Source organism: Photorhabdus tasmaniensis (assembly GCF_011189505.1).
GTDB classification, from domain to species: domain Bacteria; phylum Pseudomonadota; class Gammaproteobacteria; order Enterobacterales; family Enterobacteriaceae; genus Photorhabdus; species Photorhabdus tasmaniensis.
The window spans coordinates 56,599-73,208 of the sequence record NZ_PUJU01000014.1 but is presented as its reverse complement, the minus strand read 5'-3'; the positions used below and the strand labels follow the sequence as shown (position 1 = coordinate 73,208).

Annotated in this window: 17 protein-coding genes; 5 read left to right on the top strand and 12 right to left on the bottom strand. The window is 44.0% G+C overall.

Annotation, left to right across the window (positions count from 1 at the left end; genetic code table 11):
• Window positions 1-45: 45 nt before the first annotated feature.
• Genes flgG through flgB form a run of 6 tightly spaced genes read right to left on the bottom strand, consistent with a single transcriptional unit; the run spans window position 46 to window position 4,400 of the window.
• Entirely contained in the window at window positions 46-828 is a 783-nt protein-coding gene (flgG, locus tag C5471_RS08745) for a flagellar basal-body rod protein FlgG (RefSeq protein ID WP_133815890.1), read from the bottom strand.
• Between the two features lie 23 nt (window positions 829-851).
• On the bottom strand, window positions 852-1,607 hold the full coding sequence (locus C5471_RS08740; protein ID WP_133815891.1) for a flagellar basal body rod protein FlgF: 756 nt from the start codon (window positions 1,605-1,607) through the stop codon (window positions 852-854).
• Between the two features lie 18 nt (window positions 1,608-1,625).
• Window positions 1,626-2,840 (bottom strand): flagellar hook protein FlgE, encoded by a 1,215-nt coding sequence (flgE, locus tag C5471_RS08735; RefSeq protein WP_133815892.1) that lies wholly within the window; start codon window positions 2,838-2,840, stop codon window positions 1,626-1,628.
• A 28-nt stretch (window positions 2,841-2,868) separates the two neighbouring features.
• Entirely contained in the window at window positions 2,869-3,546 is a 678-nt protein-coding gene (gene flgD / locus C5471_RS08730; RefSeq protein WP_422630917.1) for a flagellar hook assembly protein FlgD, read from the bottom strand.
• Between the two features lie 30 nt (window positions 3,547-3,576).
• On the bottom strand, window positions 3,577-3,981 hold the full coding sequence (flgC, locus tag C5471_RS08725) for a flagellar basal body rod protein FlgC (protein ID WP_133815894.1): 405 nt from the start codon (window positions 3,979-3,981) through the stop codon (window positions 3,577-3,579).
• A gap of 5 nt (window positions 3,982-3,986) precedes the next feature.
• A complete protein-coding gene (gene flgB / locus C5471_RS08720) occupies window positions 3,987-4,400 on the bottom strand; it encodes a flagellar basal body rod protein FlgB (protein WP_133815895.1) in 414 nt (137 codons plus the stop codon).
• Window positions 4,401-4,636: 236 nt separating this feature from the next.
• Between flgB and flgA the strand changes: the two genes are divergently transcribed.
• The 4 genes from flgA to C5471_RS08700 all read left to right on the top strand — a co-directional run bounded on the left by flgA (window position 4,637) and on the right by C5471_RS08700 (window position 7,516).
• On the top strand, window positions 4,637-5,299 hold the full coding sequence (flgA, locus tag C5471_RS08715; RefSeq protein ID WP_242688626.1) for a flagellar basal body P-ring formation chaperone FlgA: 663 nt from the start codon (window positions 4,637-4,639) through the stop codon (window positions 5,297-5,299).
• A 125-nt stretch (window positions 5,300-5,424) separates the two neighbouring features.
• Complete coding sequence (flgM, locus tag C5471_RS08710; protein ID WP_133815896.1) at window positions 5,425-5,727, top strand: flagellar biosynthesis anti-sigma factor FlgM; 303 nt, start codon at window positions 5,425-5,427, stop codon at window positions 5,725-5,727.
• A gap of 11 nt (window positions 5,728-5,738) precedes the next feature.
• A complete protein-coding gene (locus C5471_RS08705) occupies window positions 5,739-6,179 on the top strand; it encodes a flagella synthesis protein FlgN (RefSeq protein ID WP_133815897.1) in 441 nt (146 codons plus the stop codon).
• A gap of 206 nt (window positions 6,180-6,385) precedes the next feature.
• Complete coding sequence (locus C5471_RS08700) at window positions 6,386-7,516, top strand: hypothetical protein (protein ID WP_133815898.1); 1,131 nt, start codon at window positions 6,386-6,388, stop codon at window positions 7,514-7,516.
• A 418-nt stretch (window positions 7,517-7,934) separates the two neighbouring features.
• On the opposite strand, the gene C5471_RS08695 is transcribed toward C5471_RS08700, so the two are convergent.
• The 5 genes from C5471_RS08695 to C5471_RS08675 all read right to left on the bottom strand — a co-directional run bounded on the left by C5471_RS08695 (window position 7,935) and on the right by C5471_RS08675 (window position 13,642).
• Complete coding sequence (locus C5471_RS08695) at window positions 7,935-9,416, bottom strand: hypothetical protein (protein ID WP_133815899.1); 1,482 nt, start codon at window positions 9,414-9,416, stop codon at window positions 7,935-7,937.
• Window positions 9,417-9,464: 48 nt separating this feature from the next.
• On the bottom strand, window positions 9,465-10,946 hold the full coding sequence (locus C5471_RS08690; RefSeq protein WP_133815900.1) for a hypothetical protein: 1,482 nt from the start codon (window positions 10,944-10,946) through the stop codon (window positions 9,465-9,467).
• 73 nt (window positions 10,947-11,019) lie between these two features.
• Window positions 11,020-11,424 carry a hypothetical protein gene (locus tag C5471_RS08685; RefSeq protein WP_133815901.1) on the bottom strand — a complete coding sequence of 135 codons (405 nt, stop codon included), beginning with the start codon at window positions 11,422-11,424 and terminating at the stop codon, window positions 11,020-11,022.
• A gap of 18 nt (window positions 11,425-11,442) precedes the next feature.
• Entirely contained in the window at window positions 11,443-13,014 is a 1,572-nt protein-coding gene (locus C5471_RS08680; protein WP_133815902.1) for a WD40 repeat domain-containing protein, read from the bottom strand.
• Window positions 13,015-13,132: 118 nt separating this feature from the next.
• The gene (locus C5471_RS08675; RefSeq protein WP_133815903.1) at window positions 13,133-13,642 is read right to left on the bottom strand and encodes a hypothetical protein; all 510 of its coding nucleotides are present in this window, start codon (window positions 13,640-13,642) and stop codon (window positions 13,133-13,135) included.
• A gap of 1,041 nt (window positions 13,643-14,683) precedes the next feature.
• Here C5471_RS08675 and C5471_RS08670 point away from each other — a divergent pair.
• Window positions 14,684-15,778 carry a Fic family protein gene (locus C5471_RS08670; RefSeq protein WP_133815904.1) on the top strand — a complete coding sequence of 365 codons (1,095 nt, stop codon included), beginning with the start codon at window positions 14,684-14,686 and terminating at the stop codon, window positions 15,776-15,778.
• 159 nt (window positions 15,779-15,937) lie between these two features.
• Here C5471_RS08670 and C5471_RS08665 read toward each other — a convergent pair whose 3' ends face one another.
• On the bottom strand, window positions 15,938-16,357 hold the full coding sequence (locus C5471_RS08665; protein WP_133815905.1) for a hypothetical protein: 420 nt from the start codon (window positions 16,355-16,357) through the stop codon (window positions 15,938-15,940).
• Window positions 16,358-16,610: the final 253 nt, after the last annotated feature.

Genomic DNA, 16,610 nt, shown 5'->3' with positions numbered 1-16,610 from the left:
TAACGGGGAAACAGCGTTCCCCCGTAATTTTGATTGATGATTAGGTTATAACTGAGCCAGTTTTTGCAGCATCTGATCAGAAGTCGATACAGCCTTACTGTTTATGTCATAAGCCCGCTGCGTCTGGATCATGTTGACCAATTCTTCAGCTACATTGACGTTAGATGTTTCCACATATCCCTGATAGAGCAACCCAGCACCATTGATTCCCGGCGTGTTTTCAGCTGGCACCCCAGAGCTATTTGTCTCCAGATAAAGGTTTTCACCAATACTTTCCAACCCGCTGTCATTGATAAAGGTTGTCAGGGTAAGTTGCCCAACCTGCTGAGGAGCAGATTGGCCCTGCACTTTTACACTGACCAAACCATCACGGCTAATGCCCATTTCTGTGGCGTTATCAGGGATTACGATTGCCGGAGAAATCTGAAAACCACCAGCAGTTGTCAGTTGTCCATTCTGATCTATCTGAAATGAGCCATCACGGGTGTAAGCCGTGGTGCCATCGGGTAACTGAACCTGAAAGAATCCCTGCCCTTTAATCGCAACATGTCTGCTGTTATTGGTTTGGGATAAATTCCCCTGACTGTGCAAACGTTCTGTCGATACTGGACGAACCCCAGTACCTATCTGTAAACCAGAAGGTAAACGGGTTTGTTCCGATGACATAGCCCCCGGCTGGCGAATGTTCTGATAAAGCAGATCTTCAAAAACAGCGCGCTGACGTTTAAAACCATTAGTGCTGACGTTCGCCAGGTTATTGGCAATCACATCCATATTAGTTTGCTGGGCATCCAGCCCAGTTTTAGCAATCCACAATGATCGGATCATCAGTTTTATCCTCTGTATCTAAATCAACTCATTGATAAGAGCTGATTGGCACGTTGTGCATTTTCATCTGAGCTATGGATAACTTTCATCTGCATTTCAAAGCGACGAGCATTGGCAATCATACTTACCATGCTTTCCACTGGGTTGACGTTACTTCCTTCAAGCACACCAGGCATTAATTTCACCTCATCGCTAGCAGGCAAGACATCACCCTGTAACTCTTGTGCCTGTTCAGTCATGTGGAAAAGGCCATCGTCGCCACGGATCAGCTGACGCTCTTCAGGTTTCACCATTTTCACTCTGCCAAGCAGCCCTAGCTGAGTGGGAGGATCACCGGCAATCAACCCAGAGATAGAACCATCAGCCGCCAGTGTTAATTCAGTCTGTGGTGGAACCTCTATCGGGCCGTTATCACCCACCAGCAAGTTACCCAGGATGGTTAACTGACCTTCCGATGAAATTTGAATATTGCCGTTACGGGTATAAGCCTCAGAGCCATCTTCAAGCTGAACAGCCAGATAACCCCCCTGCCCAATAGCCACATCAAGCGGACGGGCAGTATAGTTCATCGGCCCCTGACGATGGTCATAGCCCGGAGTTGAAGCCACAACCAAAGTACGGGTGTTATAGGCAGCCCCTTCAACAGGAACCGCTCGCAATGCAGCCAGTTGTGCCTTAAAACCCGGCGTTGATGCATTTGCCAGATTATTTGCCGTCACCGCCTGATGTTCCAGGGTCTGACGAGCTCCGCCCATTGCGGTATAGATGACATGATCCATAATGCTATCCTGAAACTATCAGCGCAGGCTGACCAGCGTTTGCAGGATCTGATCCTGAGTTTTAATGGTCTGAGCATTGGATTGATAGTTGCGCTGAGTCACAATCATATTGACCAATTCCTGACTCATATCAACGTTGGATGATTCCAATGTACCGCTGTACAATTTACCAAAATTACCTGAGTCAGCAGTCCCCACCACCGGGCTGCCTGAAGTACCGGTTTCTGACCACACATTATTACCCTGCGCAGCCAGCCCTTCAGGGTTAGCAAAGTTAGTCAGTACAATCTGACCAAGCAACTGAGATTGCAGATTGGAATAGGTACCGATAACACGACCATCGTTCTCAATACGGTAGCCAGTAAACTGACCGGCTGTATAACCGTCCTGGGTTGGTTTGATTACGCTGTCAGCATTAATTTTTTGTTGCCGGCTATTGTTAAAATTAATCGTAATATCCGAAGCCAAAGAACCATTCAGTGAAGGAACGTTAAACGTGAACTGGTTATTATCACCAATGATTTTACCGTTACCATCAAATTTCAAGGTTCCGAGTAAAGCTTCTTTAGCACCAGCAACATCCCCATCCCGTGCATGGACTTGCCATTCGTTATCATTGGTTTTTACAAAGAAAACGCTGACACCATGCGGGTTGCCCAGACTGTCGAAAACAGTGATCGTGTTAGGGTAGTTATAAGAGTCTGGCTTGTCTGGGGAGAAAGCTTCCGTTGGTACTTTATGCATCGAATTGAGGTTCACTTGCATCGTCACCGCAGTAGTCGCTTTAGCCACCAACATATCCTGAGATACAGTAATCGCTACCGGGTTAGCGCCCTTTTGAACCTGTGGCGTCCCCCCATTGATACTCACTGCCGGATAGCCAGTCAGTTTCATACCTTGCATATTAACAATGTTACGGTTCTCGTCCATTTTGAATTGGCCGTTACGAGAATAGTAGATCCCGCCATTACTGTCTTGCATACGGAAGAAACCACTTTCCGTGATCGCGAGGTCAAGGGGCCGATTGGTGGTAGTCGTCGTACCATCTTTAAAGTTCTGATTAATACCCGACATTTTTACCCCCAGCCCCACCTGAGAACCGGCAAAGATGTCAGCAAAGGCAGCAGTGCTGGATTTAAAACCATATGTCGCTGCATTAGCGATATTGTTACCTATAACATCCAGATTAGCTGACGCTGCATTCAAACCACTCACTGCTTGTGAAAAAGACATATTACTTCTCCGTTAAAACTCTCGTTTGTTAAAGAATCTGACGCACTTTATCCATCGTGACGGTACCGGCCAGTCCTAAATCTAATTTAGCGCCGTCCCCTCCATGGGTAACGCCATTCACAACAGCGAACGCCAGTGGCTGAAACACTCTCTGCTCGCCTTTATAGCTGGCTGTAATAGTGATTTTATAAGCGCCATCCGCAGCCGTAGTGCTATCTTCTTTTGTGCCATTCCAAGTGAAGTTATGGACCCCCGCTTCCAGCGCACCAATATCAATTTGGCGTACAACAACCCCTTGTTTATCCGTAATGGTCACTTTCACATCATCCGCAGGCCTCTGCAACTCAATACCAAATGGTGTGGTACTGACGCCCTCTTCCTCACTGGAACCCACCAGAATGGTATCCCCAGGGATCATAACGCCCCGTCCAATCAGAGCCGATGCCTGCAAAGACTGGCTGCTATTAATCTGACCAACAATAGAGCCCAGTGTGGTATTGAGCTTTTCAATCCCTTGAACCGTGTTTATCTGCGCCAAATGGGCGGTCAGCTCATTGTTTTTCATCGGGTTGGTTGGGTCCTGATTTTTCATTTGCGTGATCAGCAAGTTCATGAAGTTATCACTCAGCTCTTCGCTGTTCTTCTTCTTTGTCTTGCTGTTCGGTGCCATTTCCCCAACGATGGTGTTATCCATTGGTTCATTCATTGCACTGGCAATTCCCATGAGCCGCTCCTGTTACTGACCTAACGTTAATGTTTTTAGCATCATCGACTTAGTTGTATTCAGTACCTCAACGTTGGCCTGATAGCTGCGGGAAGCCGAAATGGTGTTGATCATTTCTCCGACTACATCAACGTTTGGCATACGCACATAGCCTTTTTCATCTGCCAATGGGTGACCTGGCTGATACTCAAGGCGGAAAGGGGTGGGATCATCAACAATTTCACTGACCCGGACACCGCCTGTTTCCTGCCCTACCGGAGCCGCGACACGAAACACCACCTGTTTCGCCCGATATGGCTGACCATCAGGCCCCGAAACGCTATCGGCATTCGCCATATTGCTGGCACTGACATTTAACCGTTGGGATTGCGCTGATAATGCCGAACCGGCAATATCAAAAACACTGAGTAAAGACATGGCCTTTATCCTTGCTGTAAAACTGACATCATGCTTTTGACCTGAGCACTGGTCGCCGTCAGTTCAGTCTGATATTTCAGGCTGTTATCCATAAAATTGCCGCGCTCCATATCCATATCCACCGTGTTGCCATCCAGCGCCGCCTGATAAGGCACCCGATACAGCAAATCCATCTCCATTCTCTTTTGAGGCTGAATAGGAATATGCCGATCCGATGTTAGCGTCAGCCCAATCCCGTTTCCGGTGACCCGGCCGTGCGCAATGGTTTTTTTCAGTTGTGTGGCGAAATCAATATCCCGCGCCTGATATCCTGGAGTATCCGCATTGGCGATATTCGCGGACAATATTCCCTGCCGCCGTGATCGCAATGACAAAGCTTCCTGCTGAAAATGAAAGGCTGCATCTAATTTATCGAGCATATTCCTCCCTCTGATGTGACTTAGCTGTGTTGTGAACTTTAAATAGCACCGTTCGCTTCGCGATCGCGAAGTTCGCAGTAAATAGAATAAACGCAGAAAGAAAAGCCTATCGAATGAATAGACGCTAATTGAATTGCTATTTATCCCATTAACCGACATTCAATGCAGGTACACTGTGCGCCACCCAACAGCCGCAGATTTATCTACCTTTTATTGACAGAATAATGAGAGCGAGAATGATGCAAGCTATAAAGATTATCGGGCTATTCACGTTTTTCTTTATGAATTCGATGGCATGGGGAAATAATCTACCTCAGGCTATAACACATTATTTTCAGCAGATACACCGGGATAATCATCAAAAAGTTTCGGTTGAAATCAGAACGCCAGAACAACAATGGCCTCAGTGTAAATCACCGGAAATTCATCCTTCTGTTGGTGGTCAAAATTGGGGAAATATCTCTTTACCTATCGTGTGTCATCAACAACGTAAATTTATTCAGGTCGCTGTCAGCGTTACAGGACATTATTGGGTTACCCGCCGCGCCCTTTCCCGTAATGATGTTTTATCCGAGAAAGATTTTCAGGTTAGAAGCGGATTACTGGAAAAACTACCGAACGATCTGATTGTTAACAAAAATGAAATAAAAAACAGTGTTGCTGTACGCAACATTCCGGCTGGGCAGGCCATCACCCGCAACATGTTGCGTCGCCCATGGGCTGTACGGGCAGGTCAGAATGTGGGGGTCATTGTACAAGGAAAGGGTTTTCAGATACGCAATGAAGGGAAAGCTATTAATAACGCTGCAACTTCTGATAAAGTCAGGGTTCGAATGAATTCAGGGCACGTTATAACCGGCCAGGCATTAGAAAACGGCAGTGTAAAAATCATGTTATAAGTTGCTAAAGTTTTCTTTTACTGTGCCGATATAACCAGCAGAGCATGATTTGCAGGTATGCAAATGGCATATAACCTGCTCCGATCCATAGGTGAACCTATGCCTGGCCATAAAGGATAATGATTATGAGTATCGAACGCACTCAACCCTTATTAGCTATCGCGGCTGTTCAACAGCGACCTACTAATGAAAGCGCCCAAGGCACCCGAAAAACCGCCGGCGTTACGTTAAAAAGCAGTGATGCACAAGTAAAACTAAGCGAAGCACAAACAAAACTGGTTCAGCCGAGTAGCCAGGATATCAACATCCAAAAGGTACAAAAGCTGAAAGAAGCGGTCGCTCAGGGAACCTTAAAAATGAACAGCGGTAAAATCGCAGATGCTCTGCTCAGAGAAGCTGCCGAAAACTTTCCGTATTATAAAAAGTAATTACACCCATTATGGAAGAACTTCAGAAATTACTCGAACAGCAAGTTACCTATTTAACCTCGCTGACCCAAACAATGACAGAAGAACAGCGTATTCTGTGCGAGGGTTTTATTGAAGCACGAGATTTGCACCGGGTAACAGAACGAAAAAACTTTCTGTTATCCGCGCTTGGTCATTCAGAACAACAGCGTCTTAATTTAAGCAAAGAATTAAAGACCATCGCGCCTTACGATAAGCAGCCTATGCTCACCACATTGTGGCAACAGATCGGCAAAGCAGTTATCCAGGTTCGTGATTTAAATGCCCATAATGGTCTATTGTTAGCCCAGCATCTTGAGTTAAATAGTAAAGCTATCGCTTTTCTAAAAAGCCACCACAGCCCCTCTCTTTATGGTTCAGACGGCCAAGCTACCCGTCACTCCATGTTTTCCGGCCATAAAGTCCAGGTTTGATTCAACGCATTACCGCCCATCGCGGTAGTGCCGTTTTTTATTAATTAGCAAAAATCACCATTTTTAAGCCCATGTAACAATTGCAAAACGATAATGTTTTGCGTGTTACGAAAATATATTGCAGAATAGGAATAAACAACAACGGGTATTGACAATACAATTTTTAATTACGCAACGTACGAGTTTCAACCTCAGGAACAATATTGATGCACAAGCAACTAAAAAAAAGAAAATCGAGCGGACAACAGATACCAAAAACACCCCAGCAACAATTCAAAGCTTACTGGAAGTCCATCGAAAAATACCAATTGAAGATAGCCAAGCTACAACAGCAACAAGATGCGTTGTTCATGCGCTTTCAACAGGAGGTCTTACCGGTAGAGCATCAATATATACAGTCTAGATATGATAAAGCGGCACGGTTGCTTTCATTTGCCGATAAAAAATCGCTGGGGAAAAACCAACGGAGAGAATTATTTTACTGGATAGAAGAAGAGCTTGCCGAGTTATGTACTTACCCCTTTAACGAAAACCTTGATATCAATAAGTTGACCGATCACTTTTCCAATCTTCATGAGTTGAAAGAAGAGGAAACTCCAACACCAGAACAGATGGCTGATATCCGGCAGACTCTGGATGAGTATTTTGATTTTAATGAAGAAATGTCTGATGAAGAATTACTTGATATGATGAAAAGTCCTGAAAAAATGCGTGCTACCATAGAACAGCATTTTCAACGGGAATCAGAACATTTCTACGATGAATATGATGCAGAAGATACCACTAACTTCGACCCTGCGGAAGAAGACCAGAAAAAACTGGATGATTTGTTTAAATCGCAGGAAGTAAGCCAAATGTATAGAAAAATAGCCAAGGTATTACATCCGGATCGTGAACAGGATTTAGATGAGAAAAAGAAAAAAAACCAGTTGATGGTACAGTTATCAAAAGCCAAGAAAGATAATGATATCTGGACGATAATAAACATGTACCACAAGTACATTGATCCAACTTTCAGTTTTAACAGTCGGGATATATCCGACATCAATAAGTTGCTAAAAGCACGTATAGATATACTGGCCGATAAGCTTAATCAGCTAAAAAAACCTGATTCGTTACCGGGCATGATTTGGCACACACTAGGAGGTAATACACCGAAGATAATAGAGGATAACCTCCGTGAACACTGCAAAAAATTGCGACAAAATATAGCAAACGAAACCCAACTACGCGAAAGCCTACGTTCACTCACTGTACTAAAAAGCCACCTTACGGAACGACGTGATACCTTTGAACTTCAACAGGATATTATCGACTATCTTTTCAAGCAATATTGAATCCACTGAATCTAACGGAAATTTCAGCGGCTTACTCTTCTACCCCTATAAAGTTAATTTTGGGAGTCGTCCATAGAGTACAGGCCGCTGTCCCCATGGTGGCTCAGTAATTTTATAGATATTTTTACATGTCATTTCATAGGTGTTTTTATGAATTATCGCCTACGCTTTGAGAACAGATACTATTATAGTAGTTCAGTGATAATGATTCGTTAGAAACTATATAGTGTCAGGTGGATTCACATAAAAAGTGGATATCATGAATGACCTATTAAATCAGAGCACGCTATTAACATCATGAATTTTCCTGACAGGCATAAATATCCATTTGATAAAATGCTAGTTTCACAGCTGCAACAGCCCATGTCCGGGCGTAGGTGAAGTGCCGAGGATAATATTCAGTTTAGTCACTATGGTATTATTTAACATTTTCAAAAACATAAACTGCACCGGCTTTGGACGTAGAGTCGACGCTCTCTACCCATGCACCAACGGCCAAACTCGTCCCCGCCTTATTCAGGCCGACACCCCCCCCAAAACCATTTGGATTGCCTGAAGGATTCAAAATCTCAAGAGGTGTTTCCATATTCCACTCATCATTCAGACAGGTATACACATACATCCTGGAAGACGCCCCCACTACCAGACGATCTCCCGCATCATTCAGTTCCAGAGAGCGGCCAAAATATGTTACGCCACTTGCAGGAGCCGAAAACTTAATAGGATTTTCGCTATCCCAAATCCCATTTGTGCGCGTATACAGATAAACCTTCCAATCAGCGGGTTTATCATACTTCGCCTCCATCTCCACCGCCAAGCGATCTCCCTCTGCATTCAGGCTAAAAGCATTGCCCACGGATAGATTATCTTCATGGGCATCGAACTTAATGGGGTTTTCTCCATCCCAGATCCCATTTGTGCGTGTATACACATAAAGCGAGGAACCGTTATCACGCGCCGCCAGGCAGTTTCCCGCAGCACTCAGGCGGATAATCCTGCCAAACTGATAAGAATCCGAAGGGAGCGGAATCTGAATGGGGTTTTCTCTATCCCAGATCCCATTCTTGCGCATAAATATACGGAACGAAGAGAAGTATTGGCCCCCCGCCACCAGACAGTCTCCTGCTGCGCTCAAGCTGACATTCATACCAAAGTATTCACTTGCGCTCGGAAACACAATGGGATTCTTTGTATCCCAGACGCCATTCGTGCGCATATACACACAAACCCTCCCTCGGCTAGCAGTCATCCACGGCACCGGGCTTCCCAACGCCAGGCAATCTCCCGCCGCATCCAGGCTGACACTCCATGAAGCTCTATGATCTTCATCTTCATTAACCTCAAGCACAATAGGCTTACTTGTATTCCACTCACCACTCTTCCGGCGCGCATATACATAGACTCTATTAATCATCCCAACCGCTAAACAGTCTCCCGCTGCGTTCAGGCTAACAGAAATGCCAAAGCTCTCATTCTTTTTGGGGAAGGGAGAAATAATTCGCGTTATCATGGTGCGTTTCAAACCCAACACCTGAGTGATCTCCATCCGCTCCCACCGCGATAAACTGAAAAAATCTGCAAACTGAACCTGCCGATCGACATCAAATTTCAGATGCCCTCCCCCATCAAAAGAGAGTCCGCCTTCTGGCTTAAGTGACAGGGCCAAAGCCCCCTGTTCATGATTTAACCCGCCAGAATGGTGAGTGTTGAGAGCCAGTTTTCCTTTGTCATCCCGTTTCAGCCCTGCAATTGGGCCATCACCTTGAGCGCCATCAATGATTTCATATGCCTTATATGCCTCATCAATTAAGTGGGAAAATGCTTCCGGCATGAGCCGCACACCAGACTTAAAACTCGCTTTCAATGAGTCAACAGTATTGATTTCTTTATCAGTCATCATAATTTCCTCAAAAGCCGTATTAGACAGTCACTGTCCTCTGTATGAGCATCATTTGACATTTTCAAAGATGTAAACTGCACCGGCTTCGGACGCAGAACCAACCTTGGCTGAAACTGCACCAACTGCCAAACTCGTCTCCCACCTATTCAAACTGACAGCTTTACCAAAACCATTTAAATTGTCTGAATTGCCTGAGGGGTCCAAAATCTCAATAGGTGTATCCATATTCCACTTATTATTTAGACAGGTATACACATACACCCGGGAAGCCGCCCCCACTACCAGACGGTTTCCCACATCATTCAGTTTGATAGCGCTGCCAAAATATGTTACATCACTTGCGGGAGCCAAAAACTTAATGGGACTTTCTGTATCCCAGATCCCATTCGTGCGCGTATACAGATAAACCTTCCCCGCAGTGGGGACATCATAATCTACCCCCACCGCCAGACAATCTCCCTCTGCATTTAGGCTAAAAATCCGATTAAGACTGGGTGAGCGGTTTTTAGCGGCAATGAACTTAACGGGATTTGTTGTATCCCAAATTCCATTCGTGCGGGTATATACATAAATCACGTTTATTGGATCATGAGCATAATCAACACCATATCCCGCCAGACAATTTCCCGAGGCACTCAGACAAACCTTGATAAACGAGTTAATCAACTTAACGGGGTTTTCTGTATCCCAAATCCCATTCGTGCGTGTATATATGTAGGACCAAGCGTCGCCCGCCACCGCCAGACAGTCTCCTGTGGCGCTCAAGCTGACATTGTGACCACCAGCGTATCCACGTTGATCTTCCAGCGGAAACACAATGGGATTTTTGGTATCCCAGACGCCATTCGTGCGCGTATACACACAAGCCTTCACTTTTGGAATAAAATCAATTAAATATCCCACCGCCAGGCAATCTCCTGCCGCATTCAAACTAACGTCCCATAAAGATTGACGAGATTGATCTTGATCATCCTCAAACACAGTGGGAGCGTTTATATTCCACTCACCCTTCCGGCCCGTATACACACAGACTTTATTATCCATCCCAACCGCTAAGCAGTCTCCCGCCGCGTTCAGGCTTACAGAAGTGCCAAAATGTTCATTCGCTTTAGGGGAAGGAGAAACCATACGCGCCATCATGGCACGTTTAAAACCCAACAACTGCGTGATCTCCATCCGCTCCCGCCGCGATAAACTGAAAAAATCAGCAAACTGAACCTGCCGATTGGCAGCCAATTTCAGACGCTTTCCTCCATCAAAAGAGAACCCACCTTCTGGATTCAGTGATAGTGCCAAAGCTCCCTGATCAAGGTTCAACCCGCCAGAATGGTGAGCGTTGAGGGCCAGTTTTCCTTTGTCATCTCGTTCCAGCCCTGCGGTCGGACCATCCCCCTTACCGCCATCAATGATTTCATATGCCTTATATGCCTCATCAATCAAATGGGAAAATGCTTCAGGCGCGGGCGGAACACCGGACTTAAAACTCGCTTTTAATGAGCCAGCAGTACTAATTTCTTTATCAGTCATAATATGTCCTCAAAAGCCGTATTAGACAGTCACTGTCATCGGTTTCTGTTCAGGGAAATTTAACCCCTCCACCCAATTATTGAGAATGCGTACTGCCAGCATTCAATAACAACCCGGCAATTTGTTTCCTCGTCTCCTCAGGAAGCAATTTAAAAGCTTGTGCCGAAACCGCTACAGTACCATCTACCGACAGCACCCCGGATTTATCCAACATCAATCCCCCGCCGAGCTGTAGCTTTAACGCAAGCCCCTCCGGTGCCAACGCAATGCCATCACCAGTCTTAACCACCAAACGGTTGTCGATAACCTGCAACCCAACTCCCGGATGATAAGCCTGATCACCCTCCTGCCAACCAAAAAGCTGTCGCCACAACGTGGCCCAATCAATTAGTGAATAAAATGCCGCCTCAGTCGGGATCTTGCCAGGGGCGAAGTGAGCACTAAGCTGGCTGACCGTTTCATCTGTTATCTCTTTCGCCATCGTTTTTTCCTCATTTAGCTAGTCGTAAAGGTAAACTTTCCCTTCTCCACTCTTCCAGCCACTGGCACCAATCGCCAACGTATTGCCATCACCACTAAAGCAAACACCGGCACCAAATTTATGGTTTGATTCTCCATCCACTGCCAGTAATTTGCCCTGTATAATCCATTGTTCATCCTGATAACTAAACCACCATCCTGCACCGGTTTGCACACCTGTGTTATCTTTACCAACAGGTGTTGACACCACCAGCACCTGACCGTCGCCACTCAAAGACAGCTCGCTGCCAAACCGTTCCCCGACAGTCACCGCTTCTCTCAGTATCCCCATTTCTTGCCATGCATTACTGTAACGCTGGTACAAATAGACCGCACCAACATTGCTTTTCTCTCCCGGGCACCCCACCGCCAAAATATCTCCGCTATCGTTCAGGCTGAGACTGGCGCCAAAGCTATCACTGCTGTTGAGTGAAGGAGAAGTCAGCGAACTGAGTGGCGGTCGCGGCTGCCAATATTCCCCGTGACGATGAAATAGCGTCACTTCACCGTTATTACCATTACGCCCGGTTGCCGCTACTGCCAAGGTTGAACCATCGGCACTTAAACTAAGTTTGCCGCCAAACATATCGCCCTGTGACGGAGAAGATAAGGTCAGACGCTCACCAAGCTGTGACCATTTCTTCCCGTCATACTGATAAAGATACACTGCGCCGCAGTTAGTCAATGAACCCGATCTCCAGCCATAAGAACCTACCGCTAATAGTGTGCCATCAGCGCTCAGGCCTACAGCGCAACCGAAATGCTGCTGAACGTTCGCCTCACTAAGCCAAAGTTTGGCAGATTTCTCCCACTCGCCATTGGCCAATCTGCGATAAACGAACACTGAACCATGCCCACCATCACTGTTTCGGTTATCAATACCCACCGCGAGAACATTTCCATTTCGATTCAGACTTAACGCTCTGCCGCCATAACCACTAACGTAATCAGCGAATTGCTGCCGCCAACCGTTATCGGTATAAGAAAATAGATATACAGGTTCCTTTCCTTCCGCCCCACTAAGCGCGATAGTTTTTCCATCACCGCTAACACTGACAACAGCGCCAAGGTTTTTATTGTTACCGTTGGTCGGCAAGTCAAACGCGGGCAACTGCACCTTACTAGCTGCCATCTCCCCAGCATGAATCAGCCAACGGTAAAGTTCTCTTTGTTGTTCCTGCGTAAAATTCTCAAACAATTCCAGAGACAATTTAAACTCGGGGCGTAATCCCAATTCGCCATTAATAAACTGTAAGCCGCTGCTCTTATCAATATTGACAGCAATTTCACGGTTTTCCCCGATATGTACCCCTTCACCGGGATTCACTAAAAGTAAATTCACTTCATCCAGATCTCGGTTCAATCCTGCCCCTGGATTATTGTCGGGCTGATCAGCGTCCAGCCCGGCTAAACGCCGACCTTCCGCCGCTATTTGCACCAATTGAGTATAATTTTCACTTTTCGGCAGGGAATATAATTTAAACCAGGATTTAACCTCCTCTTTATTCAACAGATTATTCTTGCTGGATGTCGATGTCTTGTTGTGAGCCATTTAATACCTCCAATGCAGAATGACAGATAAGTTAACGTTGTCACACGCCGTTCTATTCTTTTACTTTCGGGATAAACAATATTCTGGCTTTATCCCTCTCTTGATATTTCTCTTCATTCTAATTGGCCGCTTTATCGTTAAATTTTGCCGAATCGTCCGGCATGGCGATATGTTTAACCCCCAAACCGGGCATTCCTTCTCTGGGTACAAACAGCACCTCTGCGGCTTTTAGCTGCTCGTAGTCTTTCTTACTCCAGAAGAGTTCTCCATCGGCAAACTTCGCCAAATCATCGGGTGTGGCAACATGTTTAATTCCCACACCACGTATTTTTTCTGCGGGTATAAACAACACCCTCACAGCGTCCATCTGTTCGTAGGTCTTCTCATTCCAGTAGTATTCTTCATCGACAAACTTCGCCAAATTATCGGGAGTAGCGATATGTTTAATACTCAGACCAGGTAGCGCTTCTCCTGCTGGCGTAAACAATACCTCTGCAATTTTCATCTGCTCATAGGTTTCTTTATTCCAGAAGAGGGCTTGATCGGCAAACTTCACCAAATCATCGGGTGTGGCAACATGTATCACGACAATATCTTCTTCCTGATGTAGCGGCGATTCAATGGACATAATGTTTTCCTCATCAGAAACCCATTCTTAGTTACCCTGCGATTTGAAACGATTTAACTTCGCTTATTACCTCAGGTACGCTACCGCCCTCGAAAAATATGTTCCCGATAACACTTATTTAATATTTAACTTGACTCTGTCACTGGTTTTTCGTAAGGCACAACCTGATATAATTAAGCATTGTGGAAAAGTGAATTTTTGCCAGTTATTTGATAAAAAATTAATTACTTTTTTTTCAAAAAATTTCACATGAAAAAATATCGCTTAAATAATATTTTTCTCATCATTATTATCGCAACAACCATAAATTTAATTAGTTTTAAATCAACTAATTAAAAATTTATTAAAAAGACACCAAAGAATTGAAAACACACTAAAATAGCACTTATTTAACATAATCATTTGATTTTTATAAAATAAAAACATTTCACTTTAATCATTAAAGAAAATCTAGAATATATTTAAATAATATCAAAATAATAATTACCCACATTAAATAATTCAGAATTTGAAAATGATAAAACAACAGTTAATAAAAACTGTTTTTTGTCTGTCAGCACGGTTTTAAAATCTGGGAAAAAGGACATACGCATCAGGTAAAAACTTTAATCAATAAAAATAACGCAATAAAAAAGGGATAAAACGGTTAAATGTAGTAGGATTTAAGCTTTGAAAAGAGAGTCAATTATCTGGAAAAACATAAAGAGGTATCTTTACATCATCGGGTTATTTACTGGCTGATTTATGAAGATAAAAAACAGGTATGATTAACGTTGGTTAAACGTGAAACACGATATCCCATGATGATTAAATCTAATAAAAAACAAATGTTAAAAACGATAAAAACAATCGTTAAAACTTTATACCGATTAAATCCAGAAGTCAGGGCAGGTCTAAAAATGTGAGATCTCGCCCTGCCCTCCATCAAGGTCAATAACGCCTTAATTACCTTAAAAAAAGCGTAAATGAGTCAAATAAAATTAACATTCGACTCATTTAGTGAGTAGAATAGAAGTCTTATTTGACTCACAGGTGAAATCAATGTGGATATGGGAACAACATAATTGGCCTAAATTCCATTGGAATGCCGACGTTACTGCACCATTACTACGAAACGTGCATTTCAACCAAGGATTGTTGTTAGGCAAATCTGAGTATGAAGACACCAGGCAAGCAACGCTTGATAGCCTGCTATCCAGCATAATCTATTCCAGCGAAATTGAAGGTGAGAGATTAAACGCGGCTTCTGTACGCTCATCATTGGCGAACAGGTTGGGCATCACAGAAGAAAAACCTTATCCAACAACAGAAAGAACTGACGGCATTACCGAGGTCGCCCTTGATGTGATAGAAAACAGTGAATCCGATCTGACCCTTGAGCGTATCCTCAGGTGGCATCAGTTGATGTTCCCCGCAGGATATACCCTGTTCAATCCGATACAGGGAGGTCAGTTACGCGAAGGGGAGATAGAAGTGGTATCCGGTCGTCTGGATAAACCGACTGTTCACCTTGAAGCGCCACCACCGGAAAGAGTTGTCGCCGAAGTACTGCAATTTATAAAATGGTTCAATCAATCCCGAACAGATGCCAGTCTCGATCCCATCATTAGGGCGGCAATTGCTCATTTATGGTTTGTGACAATCCACCCCTTAGAAGACGGAAACGGCCGCATTACCCGATTTTTGACAGACCTTGCACTTGCTCAAGCCGAAAACCGCTCAATCCGTTTCTACGCAATGTCAGTCAGTATTTGTGAGTATCGTAAGATGTATTACGAAATCCTTGAAAGCACTCAGAGAGGCAGTTTGGATATTACCGCCTGGATAGTTTGGTTTTTGAAAATACTGAATGAAACCTTAGCAAACAAACTGAAAGAAATTAATCGGGTTGTATTAAAAGCTAAGTTTTGGCAGCAGATAGATCAGCCCCAATTGACTAAAGAACAGGCAAAAGTATTAAACCGTATGCTGGACGGTGATTTTGAGCAGGGTATTAACAGCAGCCAATATCAAAAAGTGGCGAAGGTAAGTCGCCCCACGGCAACAAGACATTTAGCACATTTGGTTGAGCTAGGCTGTTTAAAAAGCACCGGCGCTGGCGGTCGTAGCACCCGTTACATTCTCAATTACATTTGAATTTATCCGGGATGATGGGATTAATAATATGGAGCATGAGAGTTACCGCACGTTTTATTTAAGATTTCGACATCTATATCAAAACCGGTAACTCTCAATCTTTCAAATTCCTGTATCAGATCAAGTCGCGTCTAATACACATTAAACTAACTTAATTGATTATTTTCCAAATATCTTGGTCTTGGCCGGTATTGCATTTGAGAATTTTGTACCACTCCAGTCTATCTGATTAGGGGGTATACCGAACTTTTTCCATGTCAAATTAACGGGTACTCCAAGTATGCATGCAGCAATAAATCGATGCTGACCATCCAATATGTGGGTAAGCCCTGTCTGGTTATTACGCCAAACAACGATTGAGATTGGATTTCCCTTGGTTTTGAAGCTTTCTATTTTTTCATCGACAACTTTTTGAAAAACTTCTGCCTGAGCGGGTAGTGGTGCTGAATTTCCAATATCCCTTCGCCCTACCGGGCTGCCTTTTAATATTGATGTGTCATATGTACCCTCATTTCCTTTTAGTTGAGGTCCGTTTTCTGTTTTTCCTGATGTTACGGATTTTAACATATTTTTATACATATTTAACTCTCATCCTTTTGAATTGTTTAGAGCGGCAAATATTACTGAATTTTATTTTTTCGTCACCAAATTTGGTGTGTTATTTTTTATCTTTCCTTTATCATTCCTTTTATTCAATATTCGACTGTTTAGCCCGTTATTTATTATTCTTACTCAGTATAATTTGATCTATTTTTGAACTATTTCGAAAATTTCTTAATAGCAGCTACGGATATAATATTATCATTCACGAATTTCAAATAAAAATCATATC

Excerpts from the sequence above, each read along its gene's own strand:
- flgG (WP_133815890.1), bottom strand. The coding sequence starts at position 828 with ATGATCCGATCATTGTGGATTGCTAAAACTGGGCTGGATGCCCAGCAA.
- C5471_RS08740 (WP_133815891.1), bottom strand. The coding sequence starts at position 1,607 with ATGGATCATGTCATCTATACCGCAATGGGCGGAGCTCGTCAGACCCTG.
- flgE (WP_133815892.1), bottom strand. The coding sequence starts at position 2,840 with ATGTCTTTTTCACAAGCAGTGAGTGGTTTGAATGCAGCGTCAGCTAAT.
- flgD (WP_422630917.1), bottom strand. The coding sequence starts at position 3,546 with ATGAATGAACCAATGGATAACACCATCGTTGGGGAAATGGCACCGAAC.
- flgC (WP_133815894.1), bottom strand. The coding sequence starts at position 3,981 with ATGTCTTTACTCAGTGTTTTTGATATTGCCGGTTCGGCATTATCAGCG.
- flgB (WP_133815895.1), bottom strand. The coding sequence starts at position 4,400 with ATGCTCGATAAATTAGATGCAGCCTTTCATTTTCAGCAGGAAGCTTTG.
- flgA (WP_242688626.1), top strand. The coding sequence starts at position 4,637 with ATGATGCAAGCTATAAAGATTATCGGGCTATTCACGTTTTTCTTTATG.
- flgM (WP_133815896.1), top strand. The coding sequence starts at position 5,425 with ATGAGTATCGAACGCACTCAACCCTTATTAGCTATCGCGGCTGTTCAA.
- C5471_RS08705 (WP_133815897.1), top strand. The coding sequence starts at position 5,739 with ATGGAAGAACTTCAGAAATTACTCGAACAGCAAGTTACCTATTTAACC.
- C5471_RS08700 (WP_133815898.1), top strand. The coding sequence starts at position 6,386 with ATGCACAAGCAACTAAAAAAAAGAAAATCGAGCGGACAACAGATACCA.
- C5471_RS08695 (WP_133815899.1), bottom strand. The coding sequence starts at position 9,416 with ATGATGACTGATAAAGAAATCAATACTGTTGACTCATTGAAAGCGAGT.
- C5471_RS08685 (WP_133815901.1), bottom strand. The coding sequence starts at position 11,424 with ATGGCGAAAGAGATAACAGATGAAACGGTCAGCCAGCTTAGTGCTCAC.
- C5471_RS08680 (WP_133815902.1), bottom strand. The coding sequence starts at position 13,014 with ATGGCTCACAACAAGACATCGACATCCAGCAAGAATAATCTGTTGAAT.
- C5471_RS08675 (WP_133815903.1), bottom strand. The coding sequence starts at position 13,642 with ATGTCCATTGAATCGCCGCTACATCAGGAAGAAGATATTGTCGTGATA.
- C5471_RS08670 (WP_133815904.1), top strand. The coding sequence starts at position 14,684 with ATGTGGATATGGGAACAACATAATTGGCCTAAATTCCATTGGAATGCC.
- C5471_RS08665 (WP_133815905.1), bottom strand. The coding sequence starts at position 16,357 with ATGTATAAAAATATGTTAAAATCCGTAACATCAGGAAAAACAGAAAAC.